This is a genomic window from Limosilactobacillus sp. WILCCON 0051 (assembly GCF_039955095.1).
In the GTDB taxonomy this organism is placed as follows: domain Bacteria; phylum Bacillota; class Bacilli; order Lactobacillales; family Lactobacillaceae; genus Limosilactobacillus; species Limosilactobacillus allomucosae.
This window is the reverse complement of sequence record NZ_CP154878.1, coordinates 75,539-97,171: the sequence shown is the minus strand read 5'-3', so window position 1 is coordinate 97,171 and position 21,633 is coordinate 75,539. Positions and strand designations below refer to the sequence as shown.

At 50.0% G+C, this 21,633-nt stretch carries 18 protein-coding genes; 2 read left to right on the top strand and 16 right to left on the bottom strand.

All coding sequences use genetic code 11. The features are described from left to right. Positions 1–202: 202 nt before the first annotated feature. The 15 genes from ABC765_RS00380 to ABC765_RS00310 all read right to left on the bottom strand — a co-directional run bounded on the left by ABC765_RS00380 (position 203) and on the right by ABC765_RS00310 (position 16,791). Complete coding sequence (locus ABC765_RS00380; RefSeq protein WP_347980476.1) at positions 203–982, bottom strand: DUF1129 domain-containing protein; 780 nt, start codon at positions 980–982, stop codon at positions 203–205. A 34-nt stretch (positions 983–1,016) separates the two neighbouring features. Next, the gene (ychF, locus tag ABC765_RS00375) at positions 1,017–2,114 is read right to left on the bottom strand and encodes a redox-regulated ATPase YchF (RefSeq protein WP_006499309.1); all 1,098 of its coding nucleotides are present in this window, start codon (positions 2,112–2,114) and stop codon (positions 1,017–1,019) included. A 22-nt stretch (positions 2,115–2,136) separates the two neighbouring features. Further along, positions 2,137–2,337: a DUF951 domain-containing protein gene (locus ABC765_RS00370; RefSeq protein ID WP_006499308.1), complete on the bottom strand. Its 201-nt coding sequence runs from the start codon at positions 2,335–2,337 to the stop codon at positions 2,137–2,139. 15 nt (positions 2,338–2,352) lie between these two features. After that, positions 2,353–3,228: a ParB/RepB/Spo0J family partition protein gene (locus tag ABC765_RS00365; protein ID WP_278783291.1), complete on the bottom strand. Its 876-nt coding sequence runs from the start codon at positions 3,226–3,228 to the stop codon at positions 2,353–2,355. A gap of 18 nt (positions 3,229–3,246) precedes the next feature. Further along, a complete protein-coding gene (locus tag ABC765_RS00360) occupies positions 3,247–4,212 on the bottom strand; it encodes a nucleoid occlusion protein (RefSeq protein ID WP_347980475.1) in 966 nt (321 codons plus the stop codon). A gap of 16 nt (positions 4,213–4,228) precedes the next feature. Next, entirely contained in the window at positions 4,229–4,954 is a 726-nt protein-coding gene (gene rsmG / locus ABC765_RS00355; RefSeq protein WP_270637666.1) for a 16S rRNA (guanine(527)-N(7))-methyltransferase RsmG, read from the bottom strand. 276 nt (positions 4,955–5,230) lie between these two features. Continuing rightward, on the bottom strand, positions 5,231–6,151 hold the full coding sequence (rihC, locus tag ABC765_RS00350) for a ribonucleoside hydrolase RihC (RefSeq protein WP_278768964.1): 921 nt from the start codon (positions 6,149–6,151) through the stop codon (positions 5,231–5,233). A 136-nt stretch (positions 6,152–6,287) separates the two neighbouring features. Beyond that, entirely contained in the window at positions 6,288–7,490 is a 1,203-nt protein-coding gene (locus tag ABC765_RS00345; protein WP_347952557.1) for a nucleoside transporter C-terminal domain-containing protein, read from the bottom strand. Between the two features lie 496 nt (positions 7,491–7,986). After that, a complete protein-coding gene (locus tag ABC765_RS00340) occupies positions 7,987–9,108 on the bottom strand; it encodes an aminotransferase (RefSeq protein ID WP_347980474.1) in 1,122 nt (373 codons plus the stop codon). 11 nt (positions 9,109–9,119) lie between these two features. Then, positions 9,120–10,529: a basic amino acid/polyamine antiporter gene (locus ABC765_RS00335; protein WP_347980473.1), complete on the bottom strand. Its 1,410-nt coding sequence runs from the start codon at positions 10,527–10,529 to the stop codon at positions 9,120–9,122. 71 nt (positions 10,530–10,600) lie between these two features. Continuing rightward, positions 10,601–10,723: a hypothetical protein gene (locus tag ABC765_RS00330; RefSeq protein WP_347980472.1), complete on the bottom strand. Its 123-nt coding sequence runs from the start codon at positions 10,721–10,723 to the stop codon at positions 10,601–10,603. 77 nt (positions 10,724–10,800) lie between these two features. After that, entirely contained in the window at positions 10,801–11,040 is a 240-nt protein-coding gene (locus ABC765_RS00325) for a hypothetical protein (RefSeq protein ID WP_347980471.1), read from the bottom strand. Between the two features lie 1,894 nt (positions 11,041–12,934). After that, complete coding sequence (locus ABC765_RS00320; protein ID WP_278764203.1) at positions 12,935–14,299, bottom strand: amino acid permease; 1,365 nt, start codon at positions 14,297–14,299, stop codon at positions 12,935–12,937. 331 nt (positions 14,300–14,630) lie between these two features. Further along, positions 14,631–15,374 carry an amino acid ABC transporter ATP-binding protein gene (locus ABC765_RS00315; RefSeq protein WP_275264371.1) on the bottom strand — a complete coding sequence of 248 codons (744 nt, stop codon included), beginning with the start codon at positions 15,372–15,374 and terminating at the stop codon, positions 14,631–14,633. Between the two features lies 1 nt (position 15,375). Continuing rightward, positions 15,376–16,791 (bottom strand): ABC transporter substrate-binding protein/permease, encoded by a 1,416-nt coding sequence (locus ABC765_RS00310; RefSeq protein ID WP_347953962.1) that lies wholly within the window; start codon positions 16,789–16,791, stop codon positions 15,376–15,378. 581 nt (positions 16,792–17,372) lie between these two features. On the opposite strand from ABC765_RS00310, the gene tyrS reads away from it, so the two are divergent. Together tyrS and trpS are read left to right on the top strand one after the other, a co-directional pair. Next, positions 17,373–18,629, top strand: a complete 1,257-nt coding sequence (tyrS, locus tag ABC765_RS00305) for a tyrosine--tRNA ligase (RefSeq protein WP_347980470.1) — start codon at positions 17,373–17,375, stop codon at positions 18,627–18,629. A gap of 324 nt (positions 18,630–18,953) precedes the next feature. Beyond that, positions 18,954–19,979, top strand: a complete 1,026-nt coding sequence (gene trpS, locus ABC765_RS00300) for a tryptophan--tRNA ligase (RefSeq protein ID WP_006499294.1) — start codon at positions 18,954–18,956, stop codon at positions 19,977–19,979. A 48-nt stretch (positions 19,980–20,027) separates the two neighbouring features. Here the strand turns inward: trpS and hdcC are convergent, their stop codons facing one another. Then, a complete protein-coding gene (hdcC, locus tag ABC765_RS00295) occupies positions 20,028–21,512 on the bottom strand; it encodes a histidine-histamine antiporter (RefSeq protein ID WP_347980469.1) in 1,485 nt (494 codons plus the stop codon). Between the last annotated feature and the right edge of the window lie 121 nt (positions 21,513–21,633).

Genomic DNA, 21,633 nt, shown 5'->3' with positions numbered 1-21,633 from the left:
TTAGCTACTACCTTACTAGGTTTTTGGCGATTGGTCAACGAATAATCGTGATTCTAACATAATTCTAATAATATTTTTCGGATTGTTCGGTTTTAACTCCTTTTAACCATCATTTTAGGACCAAATACCAAATCTGTCGGGGGTAGATTCTGACGATTTGTAAAAAAGCACCGCGTTTCACGTGGAACCGCGATGCTGATTTTTATTGCCGCTGCTGACGGCGTGGCGAAAAGGCGCTGGTAATGTGGTAGCGTCCCCGCAGCCAGATGTCGAGCGCAAAGGCTGCCACCCCTAAAATCAGGTAGAACCATTGATTCAAACGTGGGTTGACGCTGTTTGGCATCATGGCCGTCAGAATGTAGATCAAAATCCACATTACCAGACCACTGATCACCGTAACGATCCGTGCCCATAATGGCCGCTTGACGTACTTGCCGGTTTCTTCGTTCTTAACTGGCAGCATGTACTTGGCAATCCAGCCAAACAGAATCCCACCAGTAATGGCAACGATGATGATTGAGGTGATCCCCATATTGCCGTTGTGCGCAACCTTCATTGATTGTGGGGAGATCCAGTCCATCAGCCCAAACATAAAGGTAAAGATGGCAAAGAACATGATCCCGTTATCCAGTGCCATCAATTTTAATGAGCTCTGCGTCTGAGATTGTTCGGTTGGTTCAGGGTGCAGCAGAGCGTGGGCCCGCTGTGTTGGCGTGCCAAACAGGCCGCGCGCCGTTTGACCAGTCTTTTGGCCTTCCTGCAGCGCTTTGAGCGTTTCTTCAAGCATGGCTGGCTTTTTAGCTGGGTCAGCGCCCTGTGCGTCCAGCTGCTTGTTTAATTGGAACATGAATTCTTCGTTTTTACGCGTCAGTCCCTGCTTGCCAAAAGCTCGCGCCGTTTCTTGACGCTGGTCTTTGGCGTATTCTTTTTGTCGCTGGCCGGCAGCGGCATTGCGTGGTTGTTGTTCTTTTGATTCAGCCAAGATGTTCTTCCTCTCTATTTAATTGTTTCAATGATTAGACGTTGAAGCGGAACTCAACGATGTCGCCGTCCTGCATTACGTATTCCTTACCTTCCAGCCGCAGCTTGCCGGCTTCCTTAACGGCCTGGGCACTGCCCAATTCGTCAAGATCCGCGAAGCTCATAACCTCAGCTCGGATAAAGCCGCGTTCAAAGTCAGAGTGGATGATGCCGGCTGCCTGTGGTGCCTTAGTGCCTTTCTTAAAGGTCCAGGCCCGCGTTTCTGGTCCGCCCGCCGTGAAGAAGGTTTCCAGGCCCAGCAGTTTGTAGGCTGCCCGAATCAGCCGGTTCAGGCCGGGTTCTTCAACGCCTTCCATTTCCAGGAAGTCAGCCTTTTCTTCTTCATCCATTTCGGCAATCTGTTCTTCAGCCGCTGCCGCTACGCCAATGACCTCGCCATCGCCCTTAACGTGTTCTTTGATGGCATCCATGTATTTGTTGGCATCTGGATCGGCCATGTCTTCTTCAGCGATGTTGGCAACGTACAGGACCGGCTTGCTCGTCAGCAGGAATAGACCCTTGACGATTTTTTGTTCTTGGTCGTTGAATTCGATGGAGCGCACGCTTTGACCATTTTCCAAAACCGGCTTGATCTTGTTTAAGACTTCCAGTTCAGCCAGGGCTTCTTTGTCGCGACCCTTAGCTGCCCGTTGAACCTTGGCCAGGCGCTTGTTAACGGCATCCAGATCGGCCATTACCAGTTCCAGGTTGATCGTGTCAATGTCTTCGATGGGGTCAACCTTGCCAGAAACACTGGTGATGTCCGTGTCGTCAAATGCCCGTACGACATGCACGATGGCGTCAGTCTGGCGAATGTTTTCCAGGAATTGGTTCCCCAGACCTTCACCTTTTGAGGCCCCCTTGACGATCCCGGCAATGTCGGTGAACTCAAACGTGGTTGGCACGATCTTTTTGGCGGGAATCAGTTCTTGAATTCGTTCCAGGCGCTTGTCTGGCACTTCCACCATCCCCACGTTGGGTTCAATCGTGGCAAATGGGTAGTTGGCCATTTCAGCACCAGCCTTGGTAATAGCGTTAAACAGCGTGGACTTGCCGACGTTTGGCAGTCCCACGATACCTGCAGTTAAAGACATGAAATAATTGCTCCTTTTTTAATTAGTCTGCTTCGTTTTCGGCATGTTCCAGCACCTTTTTGAGATGCTTTTCAAAGTTTTGCCGCGACATCATCACGATATGACCGCAGCCCGTGCACTGCAGCTTGACGTCGATCCCCGTTCGGATGATCTGCCAGCGGTTGGTGCCGCATGGGTGCTGCTTTTTCATCTGCACAATGTCGTTTAGTTCATAGGTTTTCATCGCAACTGCTCCTCTCTAATCGAACTTGACTCCCAAAAGATCCAAAATCCGCGTCAGGTCATCATCCGAGGTATACGGGATCTCGACCTTGCCGCCCCGTTTGCCCGCCGTCATCACGACCTTGGTGCCAAACCGGCTCTGCAGCTGTTCTTCGGCTTCACGAACATAGGCCGGCTTTTTGGCAGCCGCCTTTTTCTTCGCAGGTTTAGCAGGCTTGACAGTTTGATTTTGTTCGGCCACCAGCTGTTCAAGCTGCCGCACGGTCAGATTTTCCTTAACCGCGCGCTGAGCCAGCTTAACTAAAGCCTGTTCATCTTTTAGCCCTAATAGCGTCCGAGCCTGCCCCATTGATAAGCGGTGGTCCTCCAGCATGTCCTTGACCGGCTGTGGCAGTCCCAGCAGCCGCAGATAGTTGGCAATGTAAGGCCGGCTCTTGCCCAGCTTTTCAGCGACCTGGGCCTGAGTCAGCTGCAGGCGGTCCATCAGTGATTGATAAGCCTGTGCTTCTTCCAGCGGCGTCAGATCCTCGCGCTGCAGGTTTTCTAAGACGGCAACCTCCATCATCTGCGAGTCGCTCATCGTCCGTACGATCGCGGGAATCGTTGTTTTGCCAGCCAGCTTGGAAGCCCGGAAGCGTCGTTCGCCAGCAATGATCTCATAACGATTCAGATCTGGATCCGGCTGCCGCAGAATGATCGGCTGAAAGACGCCTGATTCTTTGATCGAAGCCGCTAATTCCTGCAGAGCCGCTTCGTCAAAAGTACGCCGCGGCTGGTATGGATTGGGCCGAATCGCCGTTAGTTCAATTTCTTCTACGCTTTGCTCGTGGTCTTGCTTGGCATCATTATCGCCAAACAGCGCCGCGAGACTAAAGCCACGTTTTTTTGCCATGTTTCGCCAGTCCTTCCTTTAGTGCTTCGGAATGCGAATGGTAATCTCATATGAATCGGCCGTGTCTTTTTCACTGACCTTGGCTGCCACGCCGCTGTCCTTGACCATCTTAATGGAGTGCTTGATCGTGTTGACGGCAATCCGCGGGTCACTGACCTTGATTGATTTGGGCTGCTTTTTCTTAGCCCGTTTCTGCTTAGCAGGCTTTTTGGCAGCTGGTTCAGCAGCGGCATCATTTTCGGTTGCTGGGCTTGACGGGGCCGCCGCATCGCTTTGACTGGCAGCGGTTTTTTCCTGAGCAGCCTGTTGCGCGGCCTTTTCCGCACTGGTTGGCTTGCCCAGCATTTGTGCCACGGCATCTTCAGTCTGGCGAACGTTCCAATGCTGGTTGACGATCTCCATTAAAAGCGTGCGCTGCTGATCCTCATCCAGACTCAGCAGGGCCCGGCCATGACGCTCGGTAATCCGGCCATCCAAAATCGCGTTTTGAACGGGCTTGATCAGTTTCAAGAGCCGCAGCTTATTGGCAACGAACGACTGGCTCTTGCCCATTCCCTTAGCCAGCGTTGCCTGGGTCAGATGGTTGAATTCCATCAACTGCTTGTAGGCCTGCGCTTCTTCAACCGGACTCAGCTGGGCGCGTTGCAGATTTTCGATCAGTGCTAATGAAGCTGATTCCGCGTCAGTCATCTTTTCAACGATCGCCGGAATCTTTTCCCATTGCAGCAGCTTAACGGCCCTAAACCGCCGCTCACCAGCAATGATCTCGTATTCGTCTGGTCGAAATTCCCGCACAACGATTGGCTGCAGCAGACCATGCTCGCTGATCGTCTGGGCCAGCTCTTGAATCTCGGTTTGGTCAAAAACCTTCCGCGGCTGGTATTGGTTGGGCACGATGGCGGCAACCGGAATCTCAACGACTTGATTTTTGGTTTCGCTGGCGGTTCCCTGGTGCTTGCCAAGGCCAAACAGTGAAAATGCCATGTCTCAATCCTCTTTTCTACTCAATTGGCTGCTTGTTGGGCAGTCCTGGCCGCCGAGGGTATTTTTTCGGCGTGGCGGCAACTTTTTCAATTACGATCAGATTGCGTTCCTCATCCGTACCGGGCAGGGTCAGCTTAGTGGTGTGCTCAACCTGGCCGCCCAGTACCTTGACCGCCTTGCCGCCTTTTTGCAGCTCGTCTTTAGCGGCACTGGCCTTATATGCGATAAACTCGCCGCCGACCTTAGCCGCTGGCAGACAAAGCTCGCTTAAAACTGCCAGTCGCGCCACTGCCCGCGCCGTGACCACGTCAAAGCTTTCGCGGTAGGGACTCTTTTTGGCACTGAAAGTCTCAGCGCGATCATGAATCAGATTGACGTCAGTTAGGCCCAGCTTGGCAACCAGATCAGCCAAAAACTTGATCCGCTTGTTCAGTGAATCCACGATCGTAATCTTGAGCTGTGGAAAGGCAATCTTCAGCGGCAGCGAAGGGAAACCAGCGCCCGCGCCAATATCGCAAAGCGTCAGGGCTTCAGTCTGTAGACGAGGTTCGGCCAGCGCTCCCGTCAACGAGTCATAAAAATGCTTGAGATAAACTTCTTTTTGATCCGTAATGGCCGTCAGATTAACATGTTCGTTGGTGGCCACCAGATCTTCATAATAAATCGCAAATTGGGTCATCTGCTGATCAGTCAGTTCAATGCCGTGATCCTGCAGTGCCCGTCGAAATTCTTCCGGTGTCATAAGTCCTCCTTTGTGAAACAGGAAGATGTTTCACATACTCCATTACTTTACCCCAAAAAAGCCGTTGTTTCAAGCAATCCAACGATTTACAGCGGATTTTTAGATGCCGTCGCAACAGCTCGCTAAACCCGTTGTCAGCCCCACGTCTAACAACGAGAGCAAACCATTTTCCGTGCCTGGTCAAGCTACGCAAAAAGCCGGTTGAAACGCGCTTGGCGAATCAATCGGCTTTTTGTCTGAAACCTGGGCAGCCAGCTTCCAGATGATTATTTGGTTTTAGCGCATCTTGCTGACTTCTTCAACAAACCACTTGTTAAAGGCTTCAGCGTCGATGTCAACACATACCTTGGCGTTGGTCTTGCCATCGTGATAGGCACCGCGAATGTCGCCGACCATGGCACCAATTGCTGGACCATCAGTTTGAATGTCGATCCAGACATCCTTAGTCGTAAATGCTTCAGGGTGCAGCAGGTAGAAGATCGTGTTGACGTCGTGCATTGGGTGACCGCCAGTTTCAGCACTGACGTCGTTGTAGTGGCTGATCAGACCATAAAGCATCTTACCAGTCTCATTCATGTCCTTGATTGCGTTCAGGCTGTCCTGCGTCAGCAAGGCCTTCAGCGTAACGTCCAGACCAACCGTTACGATTGGCACACCAGACTTGTACATGATTTCAGCCGCGTGAGGATCAGTGAAGACGTTGAATTCAGCAACACTGGTCATGTTACCGCCAGTCAGGGAACCGCCCATGGCAACGATTTGCTTGATGTGGCTCTTAACTTCTGGGAATTCCTTGAACAGCAGCGCAATGTTGGTGTAGGAACCAGTTGGCACCAGCGTGATTTCGTCTTCAGCCATGATGGCATCGCGCAGAGCTTGAACGGCACTCTTTTCAATTGGCGCACCGTAGTCATTGCCAAAGTCGTAGCCTTCCATCCCAGAAGCACCGTGGATCCGAGCTGCATCTTCAAATGGCTTGATCAAAGGTTCCTTGGCGCCTTCTGCAACTGGAATCTCGTCACGCTTGCCAAAGAAGTTAACGATCTTCAGTGCGTTGGCCGTCGTCTTGTCAACCGAAACGTTACCAGCAACCGCCGTGATCAGCTTCAAGTCGATTTCAGGGTTGTTGATTGCCATCGTCAAAGCAGCTGCGTCATCAATACCAGGATCAGTGTCCATAATAATCTTAGTCGTCATCATGAATTCCTCCTCAAAATTACAATCAAGCGTCAGTAAGCGCTTTTACTTTTCTAGGAAACAAAAGGGCCAACCGGAATGGACGGCCAGCCCCTTTTGACTGGCAAAACGCGTTAAGCGTAAGCAGTCGTAGATCTTACCAAACGAACAGACCAACAAAGGCTGCAGACAGCAGTGATACCAAGATACCAGACAGCAGCAGGTAGCCAATGTTTTGAGCAATGTAGTCGTTGGTTTCCTTGTCGGCGATACCCTTGAAACAACCAATGATCATACCAAGCGTACCGAAGTTGGCAAAGGAAGTAACGAACGTGGTCAGAACGGCTTGCAGGTGGTGTGGGTAAGAAGCAATCTTGCCCGTAACTTCACCCATAACAACGAATTCGTTCGTAACCAGCTTCATACCCATGTCTTGTGACAGCATCCATGCTTGGTGAACAGGCAGACCCAGCAGCCAAGCAAATGGGAACATGATCACACCCAGGATGCTTTCCAAAGACAATTGCTTCCAGAACAGAGCCAGGATGGCGTCGATCAAAGCAGCCAGAGCAACGAAGGCAACAACGTTAGCAATGATGATCAGGATCAGCTTACCGGCACCCAGGATGGAGTCGCCCAGGAAGCTGAAGAATGGTTCCTTCTTACCGTTGTCAGAGTTACCAATCTTTTCAATCGTGTCTTCAGATTCATCAACCGTAACTGGGTTCAGCAGGCTGGTAGCAATCAGTGAGTTAACGATGTTGATTGGAACGGCAGTCAGGATAAATTGACCAGGCATCATTTGGATGTAGGCACCCAGGATCGAAGCAGTAACACAGCTCATGGACATCATGGCGATGGTCAGGTTACGAGCCTTGGTCAGCTTACGGATTTGCATACCGGAAACGGCCAGAACTTCCGTGTTACCCAGGAACATCATTTCAACGGCAAAGAACGATTCGAACTTTGGTTGACCCGTGATGAATGACAGGCCTTTACCGATCCACTTGATGATCCATGGCAAGAAGCCGATGTAAGTCAAGATGTCGAACAGTGGAACGATCATCAGGATTGGCATCAATGCAGAACAGATGAAGTTCAGGTTCTTAACATTGTACCAACCACCCAGGGCAAAGACAGTACCCTTAGCAGAAATGTTGACGACCCAAGCAAAACCGTCGGCAGCAGCCTTAACGCCGGCACGACCAGCAGCTGAACCAGTCAGGAACCAGGCCAGGACCAGGTTCAATACAATCATGATAGCAATTGCTTTCCAGTTGATCGCTTTTTTGTCCTTAGAGAACAGAAAACCGATACCCAAGAAGACAAGCAACCCAAGAATGTTAATTGCAAGATACATGGATATAACACCTTTCTTAAAAACTGAATCTAACTTTTTCTCAATCGCAATTTCTCAGTATCTCAGAATAGCGGAATAATTGCAGTCGAACTGAGAAAATCTTGCGTGCCATAATAATATACCCATCTTTTGTAAAACTGTAAACCGCATACATTTATCAACTTTGTGAAACTATGAAACCGTTATCAGTATTGTTCGGAAGTAAACCGTTTTAAATCAAGGCAGAAGTTTAAAAAATGTTAAAGAAGTGTGATTTAAATTTCACAAACTTTTTTCTGATTTCTTTGGTAAAACGTTTAAAACTTCATATGTTTTTTTATAGACCATTTGACAATACAAAATAAAAGCGAGACTGTAACCACTTACAATTAAGTAGCAATCAGCCCCGCTGCCCCTGCCAAGGATCTTTAGTATACCACATTGAAATCGCTTTGTTTTTCAAAACAGCGGCAATTAGTGAAAAATGCAATCGTTTGAAATTGAACAAAGTCGTTAATCAGTCGTATTGATGTAAAGCTGTCGAGAGTCGTTTCAGCCCCTCTTTTAACGTAGCTTGCGGCGCGCAGTACCCCAATCTGACGTGGCCTGGCGTATCAAACGCATCCCCCGGCACCAGCAAAACGCCCTGGTCAGCCAGCAGCTGCTCGCAGAACTGGTGAATGTCAACCGGTACGTCCAGCTTGGGAAATGAGGTTGAGACGGCTTGCGGCATGACCACGCTGGCCCGCTCCTCATTGGCAATCCATTCTTGATAGATCCGCAGATTGCTCATGACCAGCTTTCGATTGCGCGCCAGGACCTGTTTTTTATGACGCAGGACATAGGTAGCCATTAGATCGTTAAAGACCCCGCCGCAGATCATCGTATAGTCGCGACACTTGCGGAAACGCTCGGTCAATTCAGCATTAGCCGCCGTCCAGCCGATCCGGATGCCGGGAACCGAATAAGTCTTGGAAAGCGAGTTGGTAGCAATCCCCTTGTCGTACAGATCCACAATTGAAACGAACTTTTCTGGCTGATCTAATGGCAGATAGACCTCATCAACCAAGATATAGGCGCCAACCTGAGCTGCGAAGTCAACGACCTGCTGCAGAAATTCCCGATCCAGGACAGTTCCCGTCGGATTGTTGGCATTATTGAGACAGATCAGCTTGGTATCAGGACGCATCAGCTGCTTTAGCTCCGTGATATCGGGGTACCAATCAGCAGACTCATGAATATGCCAGTAGTCAACCACAGCCCCCAACGATTTTGGAATGTCATAGAGCTGCTGATAGGAAGGATATTCAGCAATCACATGGTCGCCAGGGTTCACCAAACTATAGAGCGCCAGGAGATTTGCTCCCGTCGCGCCATTGGTCTGCAGGATGTTGTGCGGATCTACGTGGCGATAAAGCTTGGCAACTTCGGTCTTAAAGCTGGGGGAGCCTTCAATCCAGCCGTAGTTCATCTTTTGGGCATTGAGCATCTCGTAAAACTCCGCGCCATGATGACCATCCAGATTCATCAGCTCATCCATCGTCAATGAGGCGATCGTGCTTTGCGAAATATCGTAGCGGGCGCTTTTTTCCCACTTGTTCAACCAGGCTTCCACGCCAAATGGAGCAATCTCAACCATAACTTTTCCTCCTATTCGATCGGAATCGTACCATTCAAAATCAAAACCAGCGAAACAACGGCTAATATACTGATCAAGCCCATCGTCAGCCATTCGTTTTTGGCAAGTCTCAGCTTTCGCGTGCGCCGAGCCTGCCAATAAATCAGAAAGCCGGGCAGCAGACTCAGTGATAAGATCATCACCTGCCGCCAGCCAGCCAACGCCATCGACAACAGCTCAAAAATTGTCAGCAGGATGCCAATCGCCAATTGACCATAAGCGCGCTGCTGCCAGCCATCTTTAATCTGCGCCAGTCCGACAAAAAAATAGACGATCAGTCCCGCGGCCGTCCCCAGCGTGTAGGCAAAGCGATAAGCATAGGTCGTAAACAGCAGCGAGCACAGAAACAGGCACTGAACAATCGCCGTTACCCAAAGCGCAGTCGTCGGGGCATGATGCGAGTTGAGCCTGCCAAACGAACGCGGCAGCACCTGGTCTTTGGTCATCATCAAAAATGCCTCTGCCGGCAGCATTGTCCACGAAAGCCAAGCCACCAGCACTGAAATGAGCAAGCCCAGACTGATCAGAGCCGCGCCCCAGGGTCCAACCAGCCGGCTTAGAATCGTCCCCATTGCCGGTTGCGCTGCCCCAGCCAACTGCGCGCGCGTCATTACGCCATAAGGAAGCAGCGAGATCAGCAGGTAGACGACCAGCAGAATCAGCCAGCCGCCAAATGAAGCCATGACGGCATCCCGCTGACGCTTAGCCCGGTGCGCCATGACTGAGGCACTTTCCACACCCATAAACAGCCACATCATCACCATAATCGAGTTCTTGACCTGGTCGGCAACTGCCAAAACCGGACGCGAAGACTGCGCAGCCGAGCCCCAGAAGTTATTGACAAATGTCGACCAATGAAACGCCAATGCTGCTACGATGGTGAAGATCAGCAATGGTACGAGTTTGGCAATCGTGCCGATCAAATTAAGCAGCGCGGTAGCCTCAACGCCATAGCTGACGATCACGGTAAATCCAATCGTCAAAAGCATGGCCAGCAGAATCGACGGCAGGTTCTGACCACCTTGAAAGAGCGGCCAAAACGTTCCCAGCGCGCTCATCGCAATCGTGGCAAAGGCGAGGTTACCCAGCCATGAAGCCAGCCAGTATGCCCAACCGGAAATAAACTCGCCCAGCGGCCCAAACGAAAGCCCCGCGTACGCAAAAATTCCGGCGTCCTGCTTGGGATAGCGCAGCAAGAGATGATTCAGCGCGGCAATCAGGCACCACACGCCCAGGCCGACGATCAGCCAGCCCAGGATTGCCGGTCCCGGTGCCGCCGCGTTGGCCAGATCACTGTTGACGCCAAAGATTCCCGAGCCAATCGTCGCACCCACGATCAAAGCCGTCAGTTCATACTTGCCGATTTTACTTGAATCAGCCATCGCGGACCTCCTTTCACGCTGCTTTTATACATCCAGCCGCCGCGACACTATCTTCGCACTGCTTTTGCGTATCAGCCGCGACCCCCCTGCTTTTGTGCATCAGCCACCGCGGTCTCATCTTCGCACTGCTTTTGTGCATCCAGCTGCCACGGTCCCATCTTCGCACTGCTTTTGTGTATCAGCTGCCGCGACACTGACTTCACCCTGCTTTTGCGTATCGGCCACTGCGGTCTCATCTTCGCACTGCTTTTGCGTATCAGCCGCCGCGGTCTCATCTTCGCACTGCTTTTGCGTATCCAGCCGCCGCGGCACTATCTTCGCACTGCTTTTGCGTATCAGCCGCCGCGGTCTCATCTTCGCACTGCTTTTGTGTATCAGCCGCCGCGGCCTCATCTTCGCACTGCTTTTGCGTATCAGCCACCGCGACACTATCTTTGCACTGCTTTTGTGTATCAGCCGCCGCGGTCTCATCTTCGCACTGCTTTTGTGCATCCAGCCGCCGCGGTCTCATCTTCGCACTGCTTTTCCATGACTTTTAGCATTACGCACCATAAAAGCGGCCTGTTGCTGTTGCTGTTGCTGTTGCTGTTGCTGTTGCTGTCAGTTTACCGGCTTTGGCAGCGGATTTCAAACGCTTTCTCCAGTCTGATGATATCGTGTTTTTTATACAGCATCGAGATTAGTAATGTTCGTTTGACCGGATTGGGAATTACCTAATCATTTCCGAAAGCACAGACCCACTTGATCAAGATTGGGCCGAGCATTCATTCAGATTTGGGCAGTTTCAGCGACATGTTCATTCGATTCTGACCAGCTTTAGAGAGCACGGTGCTAATTGGCGGGGATTCGGCAGTTTTGGCAGGCATTTGGCGGCAGCTTTGTGAAGGAAATTAGGCAATGATCAGCTCGCGGCCCCGAAATTACCTACTTTCCGCTGATTTCTTGCCAAAAGTAGGTAGCTGTATATTAGTTCAGCTTGACTTTACCTACTTTTGACGACTTTTCTTAAAATCGTAGGTAAAAATGTATATTTATGGGCTGATTGGGTTAGACCGACTTTGTGAATTACCTACTATTATTGGATTTTCGGCTAATAGTAGGTAATGTTAGGGGGCCCTAACTCAATATACATTAATTTTTACCTACTATACATCGCTTTTTTGAAAAAAGTAGGTAATCAGTTTTTGGCATCGAGCATTATGCAGGATTTTTTGCATAATTTGCGTTCATGACGTTGGATGGCGGCTTTTACGACCAGCAAATGACCAAACGTGCAAAGATATTGATTCTGGTCAGCCACGGATTCTGCTACATCACCCCAATTAATGCTAACGCTAAATCATTCACCCACAGCCATGCCAGTTTGCAAGTTTCAATGTCGATAAATCGTCCTCGCTGCTCGAATGCATAGAGATCTTTGGAGTCGCAACGTCAGTATCCGTTCCCTGTCCAAATGTTCGATAACTTCCGCGGCTATGACTTCTATATCAGCTCTTGGCTCGATTGTTTGAAAACTTCCGCGGCTATGCCTTCTATATCAACTGTCGGCCTGGCTTGCTCAACGACTGACGCGACTGCTCACCGGTTGCGGCATCTGGTTTGATAATCTCTCAAGCCGCCTGCATAGCTGTCTGTCACGACGCACTGCCTAAACTGTTGCCTGGCTTGCTCAACGACTTCCGCGACTGCTCACCGGTTGCGGCATCTGGTTTGATAATTTCCAGAGTTGCCCAACCACTCGCTCATCTGCTGTATTTGACAATCTCCAAAACCACTCGAACGGTTGGACGACTGCCATGCCTAGACTCCAGCAATAACATACCGGCATCGGTCAGCATGTTAACGATGTCTTCCTGGATGCCTGTCATGCCCCAACTCTGGCAATAACCCCCGATCAATCCGGGCACTGGTCTTGAACGCCATACTAAAACGCACAAAACAAAAGACCCGGTGAATATTCACCAGGCCTTGGGGGAAGAAGCGCTTGCCGTTGCCATACTTAATATCAAAACTCGATTATTTACCTTGCTTACTTAATCTGGTCTCTTTATGCCAAGAGATCTCATGCAACTTCGATTGTCGACGTTCTCAAATAAGGTTGTACATTAGATACGGCCACTAATTTAGTTTAGTTAACAAGCTTTCTTCAGGAAATTCAATTTATTGTGTGATGTGGGGTGTGTTATGCTGCCATCGCCCTGATTGAAGGCGATTGCTGGATACTTTTACATTTGCAACGGATGAGGTTTCTTCCATGCTTTTATTATAAAATTCCCGCATTTAAAAGTCAACTCAAACCGCGCCGTTAAGCCAATGGAAGCGCTGTCTTAATTATACGATTATCCAATTTTTTTCGTCTAAATTAAATGATCTAAACAGGCTTTTTAATTTGGTATAAAATCTTTTTAATCTTTGGCCTGCTTGCGCTTGTCAACGATCGTATAGCCGACAAACAGAGCAATAAACCAGACAAAGCTGATCAGCAGCGGCAAACGCGTTGACTTAACAAAGAACAGGATTACCAAAACGCCGATAAAGAAGATAATCGTCAGCCAGCTGGTAAATGGGAAGCCTGGCATGTTGAAGGCAGCCACGCCTTTTGGATGCTTTTTGCGGTAAACGATGTGGCACCACAAGATGATCAGCCAGACAAAGACAAAGTTGATCGTTGAGACCCCGGAAACAATATTAAAGATTCCGGCTGGCATGATGTAGTTCAAAATGACGACGATAAACAGAATCAATGACGAGAAGCGCAGGGCATTGTTCGGCACGGCCTGGTTGCTCAGCTTGGCAAACTTCTGCGGTGCGTTGTGACCTGTTGCCAGCGCGTACAGTGATCGACTGGTACTGAAAATTGAGCTGTTGGTTGCTGACATGGCAGCCGTCAAGACCACGAAGTTCAAAATTGCAGCGGCCCCCGGAATCCCCACGGCTTGGAACAGCTGAACAAATGGGCTGGAAGTCGTCTTGATCATGTTCCATGGGTAAACCGACATCATGGCAATCATCGAACCGATGTAAAAGAGCCCGATCCGAACTGGCAGCGAATTGATGGCCTTAGGAATGTCATTGTTGGGATCCTTGGTTTCACCAGCCGTCAGACCAACCATTTCAATTCCGACAAAGGCAAAGACAACCATTTGGAAACTCATCAAAAAGCCCAGGACGCCTTTCGGGAAGAAGCCGCCGTGCGACCACAGATTGCTAAATGAGGCTGGGTCAGAACCCTTGACTGGGAAGTGAACGAAGACCATTACCAAACCGATTACGATCAGAGCCAGAATTGCGATCACCTTGATCATCGCAAACCAGCTCTCCATTTCACCGAACAGCCCCACGTTGATCATGTTGACCAGCATCAATAAGACGATGATGACCAGCGGACCGATCCATTGCGGCAGATTAGGGAACCAGTAGCGCAGGTAGATCCCAGTTGCGGTCAGATCGGCCATTGCCAGACTCAGCCAGCAAGACCAGTAAGTCCAGCCGGCCACGAATTCCATGCGGTCGCCCAGGTATTCCTTGACCGAATCAATGAACGAGTGCTTGGTAGTATCAGCTAAAATCAGTTCACCCAAGGCCCGCATCATAAAGAAGCAGAAGATCCCCACGATCAGGTAAGATAAAATGATCGAAGGACCCGCAGCGTGAATGGCCGTCCCCGAACCTAAGAACAGCCCGGTCCCGATTGCCCCACCAATGGCAATCATCGTGATATGACGGCTTTTCAGCGCTCGCGATAGTTTTTGTTCTTGTTGTTCATCCATACTTTCTCTCCTGTAAAACTCTCAATGACAAACATTCCTGTACAGGAGGGTGGCAACACTGACGAAAATAAAAACGTCCCTGACACTAACTTGTGTCAGGGACGTTTTTCAACGCGGTTCCACCCATCTTGCAGACATCTTATATGCCCGCCGCTCTAGCAGTCGATAGAGGAACCACCCTTCATTTCAACGTTGATGCCATAAGATCGATCCCGTGCTTGCAGCTGGGCAGCGGGTCTCTGTAAATCGACCAATAATTAAAAGTTACTAATCATTATAACGATTTTATAACGTTTGTCAAACATTAAATCCAGAAATATCGAACGAACCCTTAAACGTTTAAGACTTTGTTAAGGAAATTCTGGGTATCTGGGTGCTGTGGATGGTCAAAGATCTGTTCTGGCGTACCATCTTCTCGGATCTTGCCGTCATGGAAGAATACCACGCGATCAGCCACCCGCTTGGCAAAGCCCATTTCGTGGGTAACGACGATCATGGTCATCCCTTCTTTGGCCAGGTCCTGCATAACGCCCAGCACGTCACCAACCATTTCAGGGTCAAGGGCACTGGTTGGTTCGTCAAACAGCATCACGTCCGGCTTCATGGCCAAGGCGCGGGCAATTGCCACCCGCTGCTTTTGCCCACCAGAAAGCGTTCGTGGGTTGACGTTGGCCTTTTCCTTTAAGCCAACGATATCCAAGTAATGCAGCGCGGCCTCTTGTGCTTCTTCCTTGCTCATCTTCTTCAGTTCCACGGGTGCCAGCGTGATGTTGTCAATTACCGACATGTTGGGGAACAGGTTGAAGTGTTGGAACACCATCCCAATGTTTTGACGCACCAGGTTGATGTCAGTCTTAGGGTCGGCAATGTCGTAGCCGTCAATGTAGATATGACCGCTGTTTGGCACTTCCAAGCGGTTCAGACAGCGCAGAAACGTACTCTTACCCGAACCAGAAGGCCCAATCATGCAGACAACCTCACTTGGCTTAACGGCAAGATCGATCCCTTTTAAGACCTCATTTTCGCCATAGCTCTTGTGAAGGTCCTTGACTTGTACCTTGTATTGCTTGTCCATGCTATGCCTCCATTCTCTTTTGAACGTAATTCGACAGCCAAGTCAGCAGCGTAATGATGATCATGTACATTACGGCGATGATCAGCCACATCTTGAATCCTTCCATATTCCGGGCAATGATGACGGTCCCGGTCTGCGTCAGTTCCATGACCCCAATTGCCGAAAGAATCGAGGTATCCTTCAGCGTAATGATCAATTGGTTAACCAGGGATGGCACCATGATCTTCAGTCCTTGTGGCGCGATAACCTTAACCAGTGCCTTGGAGTATGGCAGACCAAGACTGCGGGCAGCTTCCCACTGACCAACGTCAACGGCCTCAAAGCCACCACGTACGATTGCACCGACATAGGCCCCTTCATCAAGCATCAAAGTCAAAACCCCAGCCGTAAACAGCGGAATCTTTTGACCAGTCAGGTTTGGCAGCCCAATGTAGATGAAGAATGCCAAAACCATCATTGGAATCCCACGGAAAATGTAGATGATCGTGCTGGAAAGGCCCTTCCAGAACTTGCCTTCCGCGATGCCCATGACACCCAGTACCAGACCGAATGCCAACGCGCACAGCGAACCGATAATCGTCAGTTCAATCGTTTCCCAAAGACCAGTCAAGAGGGCCTTGCGGTTGTTCTTGATCAAGCCAAAGATCGTCCGGTCCTTGCTGCTTTCAGTCTTCGTACCGCTGCCCTTGGTGTACTTGTCGATCAGCTTTTGCATCCGGCCAGTCTTTTGCATCCACTTGATCCCATCGTTGATCTTAGCCTGCAGCTCTTTGTTTTGGCCCTTCTTAAAGCCGATTGCGATTGGCGTGGCGTTGATCTGCTTAGTAACGATCTTCAGCGGCATGCCATTACGGATCCCGTATTGCAGAACCGGACCGTCATCAAACGTCGCCGCCCCGTTGCCGCTCTTAACATCGTTCCACATTGCGTTAGAAGTCGTAAAGTACTTGATCTTAAAGCCGTACTTGTCCTTGATGGATTCAGCATACAAGGCACCGGCAGCCCCAGACTTAACGTCAACCGTCTTGCCTTTCAGCTGGCTCATCTTGGTGATCTTGCTGTTCTTGCCGACCGCCATTACGATCCCATCTTTGTAGTAGGAAGTTGAAAAGTCGATTGTTGCCTTTCGTTCATCGGTAACACTCATCCCACCCATACCGGCATCGATCTGACCAGACTGCATGGCCTGCAGAATGGCGTTAAAACTCATGATCTTGTATTGGTACTTAAAATGCTCGTGCTTAGCGATCATTCGAATCATTTCTGGTTCAATGCCGGGATTCTTGCCGGTATAAGTCCCTTGTTTGTTTTGAATTTCAAAGGGAGCAAAGGTGTCGACAACCCCGATCGTGTAGGTCTGTTCGGCATGCGCCACCTGCTTATTGACAAATAATCCAGCGAACGTTGTCATCAGCATTACCGCGCAGCTGATGATTGTGCGTTGCAACCATGACTTCTTCAAATTCCTCACTCCTTTTTACTTATTTTTTAACCGTTTATTAATATTCGCGTACTGAATACTTTATCACCTTTTTAATATAAAAAGAAATATAATCATCATAAAACCATGAACAATTAATATTATTAGGTCGTTGAAATTAATTAAATAAGGTAAAACTTTTGAAAAACTTAATTAATTAAATCTAAAATTCGCCTAACCAAATTTTCGGCAACTATTAACTTTTAATTTTGAAACCGCTGTCGATTTAACATTCTTAAGCGACTTGACTTTTTGCACAAAATTATGTTTAAATACCTCTAATTAAGACGCGTAGGAACCCAGTAGGCAGCGACTCCCTGTTCAAAGAAAACCGGCCCAGCTGAAAACCGGTACACAGTCGTTTGGCGAATTACAATCCTGCAGCAACGTCGCTGAACTGAAGTCAATGAGGTGCGTCATGCACGAAGATGGGTGGTACCACGAGCAATTCGTCCCAGAGCCGTTAAGCGGATCTGGGACGTTTTTCGTTCCTCATGGCATTTTTTGGAGGTATTTAAATGAATATTATTGATGAACTGACCTGGCGCGGGGCCGTTAATCAGGTGACTGACGAAGAAGGCCTGCGCGAACTGACGGAAAACGAAAAGATCGGCCTCTACTGCGGGACCGATCCGACTGGCGACAGCCTGCACATTGGCCATCTGATTCCATTTATGATGCTGAAGCGATTCCAGCTGGCCGGTCACCATCCCGTTATTATCATCGGGGGCGGGACCGGTGCAATTGGGGATCCATCCGGGCGCAAAACCGAACGGACCCTGCAGACGGAATCACAGCTGGAGCACAACGTTAAGGCCCTGACCAACCAGATGATCAAGCTGTTCGGGACGGAAAACTTCACCATCGTCAACAACTACGACTGGCTGTCCAAGCTGAGCATGATCGACTTTCTGCGCGACTACGGCAAGCTGTTCAGCGTAAACACGATGCTGAACAAAGAAGTCGTAGCCAGCCGTTTGGAAACCGGGATCTCATACACTGAGTTCACCTACCAGATCCTGCAGTCCATCGACTTTTTGCACCTCTACCGGCATAATGACGTTCACCTGCAGATCGGCGGGGCTGATCAATGGGGCAACATTACTTCCGGGATTGATCTGATTCATAAGATTGAAGGTCCCGATGCCAAAGCCTATGGTCTGACGATTCCGCTGATGCTCAAGGCAGACGGCACCAAGTTCGGCAAGACGGCAGGCGGCGCAGTCTGGCTGGATCCAGAAAAGACGACGCCATACGAGTTCTACCAATTCTGGATCAATCAAGATGACCGCGACGTCGTTAAATACCTGAAGTACTTCACTTTCCTGAGCAAGGAAGAAATCGACGCGCTGGCTGAAAAAGTCAAGACCGAACCATGGAAGCGCGAGGCCCAAAAGACGCTGGCACGTGAGGTTACCAAGTTCGTACACGGTGAAAAGGCCGTTGAAGAAGCCGAACGTATCACGGCAGCCCTGTTCTCCGGTGACGTGGCCCAACTGTCTGCCAGCGAGATCGAACAAGGCTTCAAGAACATGCCATCCGTTGAGGTTGCCAACCAAAAGCAGAACATTATCCTGTGGCTGGTTGACGACACCAAGATCGAGCCTTCCCGTCGTCAGGCCCGCGAAGACGTTAAGAACGGCGCCATCCGCATCAATGGCGAGCAGATCACGGACGAGAATGCCGAAATCGATCCAAGCACGCATTTTGACGGCAGGTTCGTAATCGTGCGCAAGGGTAAGAAGCGCTACTGGCTGGCACGGGTAAAGAAGTAATTGGAGAACCTGGGGCAGCAGTTCCCAGATTATGAATAAGACGCGCTGCTGCTAATATGGGTGAAGAAGTAGTTGACCCAGGCAGCTGATTTCGCGTTATAATATAGCTATCATGCACGGTGCGATAGTAGTCAGGCCAATGACAGAGAGATTCCAAATGCTGAGAGGGATCGCGGCTAAGCGAAATGGAGCGGTGCCGACAACTGAATCAAAAGCATTTAAGTGAGGGGCTTTCCCCTAAATTAGGTGGCACCGCGGCAAAGATCGTCCTATTCTCGTTTGGAGAGGACGGTCTTTTTTTAGGTGCTGAAAGGAGTTTTTCTTATGAAGTTTGATCCCAGCAAAAAAGTCGTTTTAACCGGTGACCGGCCAACCGGCAAGCTGCATATTGGTCATTACGTTGGTTCATTAAAAGAACGCGTGAAGATGCAAAACAGCGGCAAATACAACATGTTTATCATGATTGCCGACCAGCAGGCTTTGACCGACAACGCCCGCGACCCAGAAAAGATCCACAACAGTCTGATTCAAGTCGCCCTAGACTATCTGGCAGTCGGTCTGGATCCGGCCAAGTCAACGATGTACATCCAGTCGCAGATTCCCGCTTTATCTGAGCTCAACATGTACTATCTGAATCTGGTTACGGTATCGCGGCTGGAACGCAACCCAACCGTTAAAGCCGAGATTCAGCAAAAGAACTTTGACCGTTCGATTCCAGCCGGCTTTTTAACCTACCCTGTCAGCCAAACCGCCGACATCACGGCATTTAAAGGTGAACTGGTGCCGGTTGGCGATGACCAGGAGCCAATGATGGAACAGGCGCGGGAAATCGTGCGCTCGTTCAACAACATCTATGGCGACATTCTGGTTGAACCAAAGGGCGTCTTCCCACCAAAGGGCCAGGGTCGGATTCCGGGGCTGGACGGCAATGCCAAGATGAGCAAATCGCTGGGCAATGCCATCTACTTGAGCGATGATGAAAAGACGCTGCAAAAGAAGGTCATGTCCATGTACACCGACCCAACCCACATTCACGTTGAAGATCCTGGTCATATTGAAGGCAACGTGGTCTTTACCTACCTGGACATCTTCGACCCTGACAAAGAGCACGTGCAGGAATTAAAGGACCAATATCAAGCTGGCGGTCTGGGCGACGTTAAGATCAAGCGCTACCTGTTTGAAGTCTTGAACAACGAGCTTAAGCCAATTCGGGAACGCCGCGAAGAATTTGCCAAGGACATTCCGGCAGTTTACGACATGCTCAAGCAGGGCTGTGCCGATGCCAATGAGGTTGCCAACCAAACGCTGGCGGAAGTGCGGCATGCCATGGGGCTGGATTACTTTGCCTAATTGAATCAAAAAAGCTTTGCGCAACTCACGCAAAGCTTTTTTTAGTCTCTAGTGGCCCAGGGAAAGCAGCGTCATAAACGGCTGTTTGATCAGCCCCATCAAAACGTCGATTCCCAAAACGGCAATGACGATAATCACGGCTGCCAGGATCTTTTCAGCATGACTGAAGACGGTTTGACCATGCTGACGACGCGCGTACAGATACATCGGCATCCCCACCAGGTAGACGATGAATTCGGCCACCGTGTACTTTAAGCCCGCTGAAACGCCCATCAGCAGCGTGTAGACAAAGGCCAAGCCCGCGATGATCATGCCCCGCTTTGGATGATGCTTGCCGCTGTATTCATGATTCATGGCAATCTTAAACAGGTAGGCCTCAGCAACCAGATAAGGCGGAATCGTGGTCGCCGCGCTGATTAAAAGCAGCTTTTCATAGGCCTGGCCGTCAAAATGCGCCATCAGAATAATGGCCTGAATCGTTACCGTGGCAATCAAAATGGCAAACACCGGCTGATCGTTGGCGTTGGTCTTGGCAAATGCCTGCGGAAAAGTACCATCCTGCTCGGCGGCGTGCTGCGGCAGCTCACAGATCATTTCCAGCCAAGAGATCCAGCTGGCCAGCACCGTCAAGATCAAGGTCAGACTGATGATGTTGCGGCCCCAGACGTTGTGCCAGATACTGGTCAGGATCGCGGCCGTAGAAGGCGAGGCCAGCCGCATCAACTGACCATATGAGAAGACTCCCAGCGAAAGCAGACTGATCAAAATGTCAATCGTAATGCAGATTAAGAACCCGACCATCGTGGCCATTCTGACCTGGCTGCGCTTCTTGGCCCGGCCCGCCATGACTGCTGCTCCTTCAATCCCGCTGAACATCCACAGCGTAACCATCATCGTGGCCAGCGTCTGCTGAGATACGCTGCCCAGATTCAGATTGTGTACGGATGGCATCACCACATTGGCCTGCATGTCCATGGTGAATTTCTGCCAGCTGAAGTTGCCCATTAAGGATACGATCAAGACGGTAATCACAATCATCAGCAGCGTCATCGCGATTTTCTGCATGCGATTGGAAGACTTGGTGCCTTTTAAGGTCAGCCCCGTCATTCCCCAAGTCAAAAGCGAGGCCCCGATCATTGACGGCCAGTTGTTGCCGCCCGCAAACGTACCAGGGAAAAAGTAGTTGAGCGTGTTCATGACCAGCACCGCGAACGCCGCATTGGTCGCACAGTTGGAAACAAAATATCCCCACGCGGTCAAAAAGCCGACAAACGGACCAAAGCCGGCCACGCCATAGTCATACATCCCAGCCGTCAAATCAGGCTTCACGGCACTTAGAATCATAAAGACCTCGGCAATCAGCCACATGCCGATCCCCGTTGTAATCCAGGCCAGAATCTGCGCTGTCGCCCCGGCAACCGTCGCCATGTTTTTAGGCAGATCAAAAATCGCCGAACCAATCATGGCACTGACACAGATCGCGACCAGCCCGGCAAAGCTTAATTGATTATCCCGTACCTTTGGATTCGTCATTGCAATCGCCTTCCCCTCTAAATATCCACTCCTTTTTCCGAAAACGATTTCATTTCTACTTATATTATAGTCGTCGACAGCTGCTGCTGGGATCGTCAATTTTCGATAGCTGTCATTATCT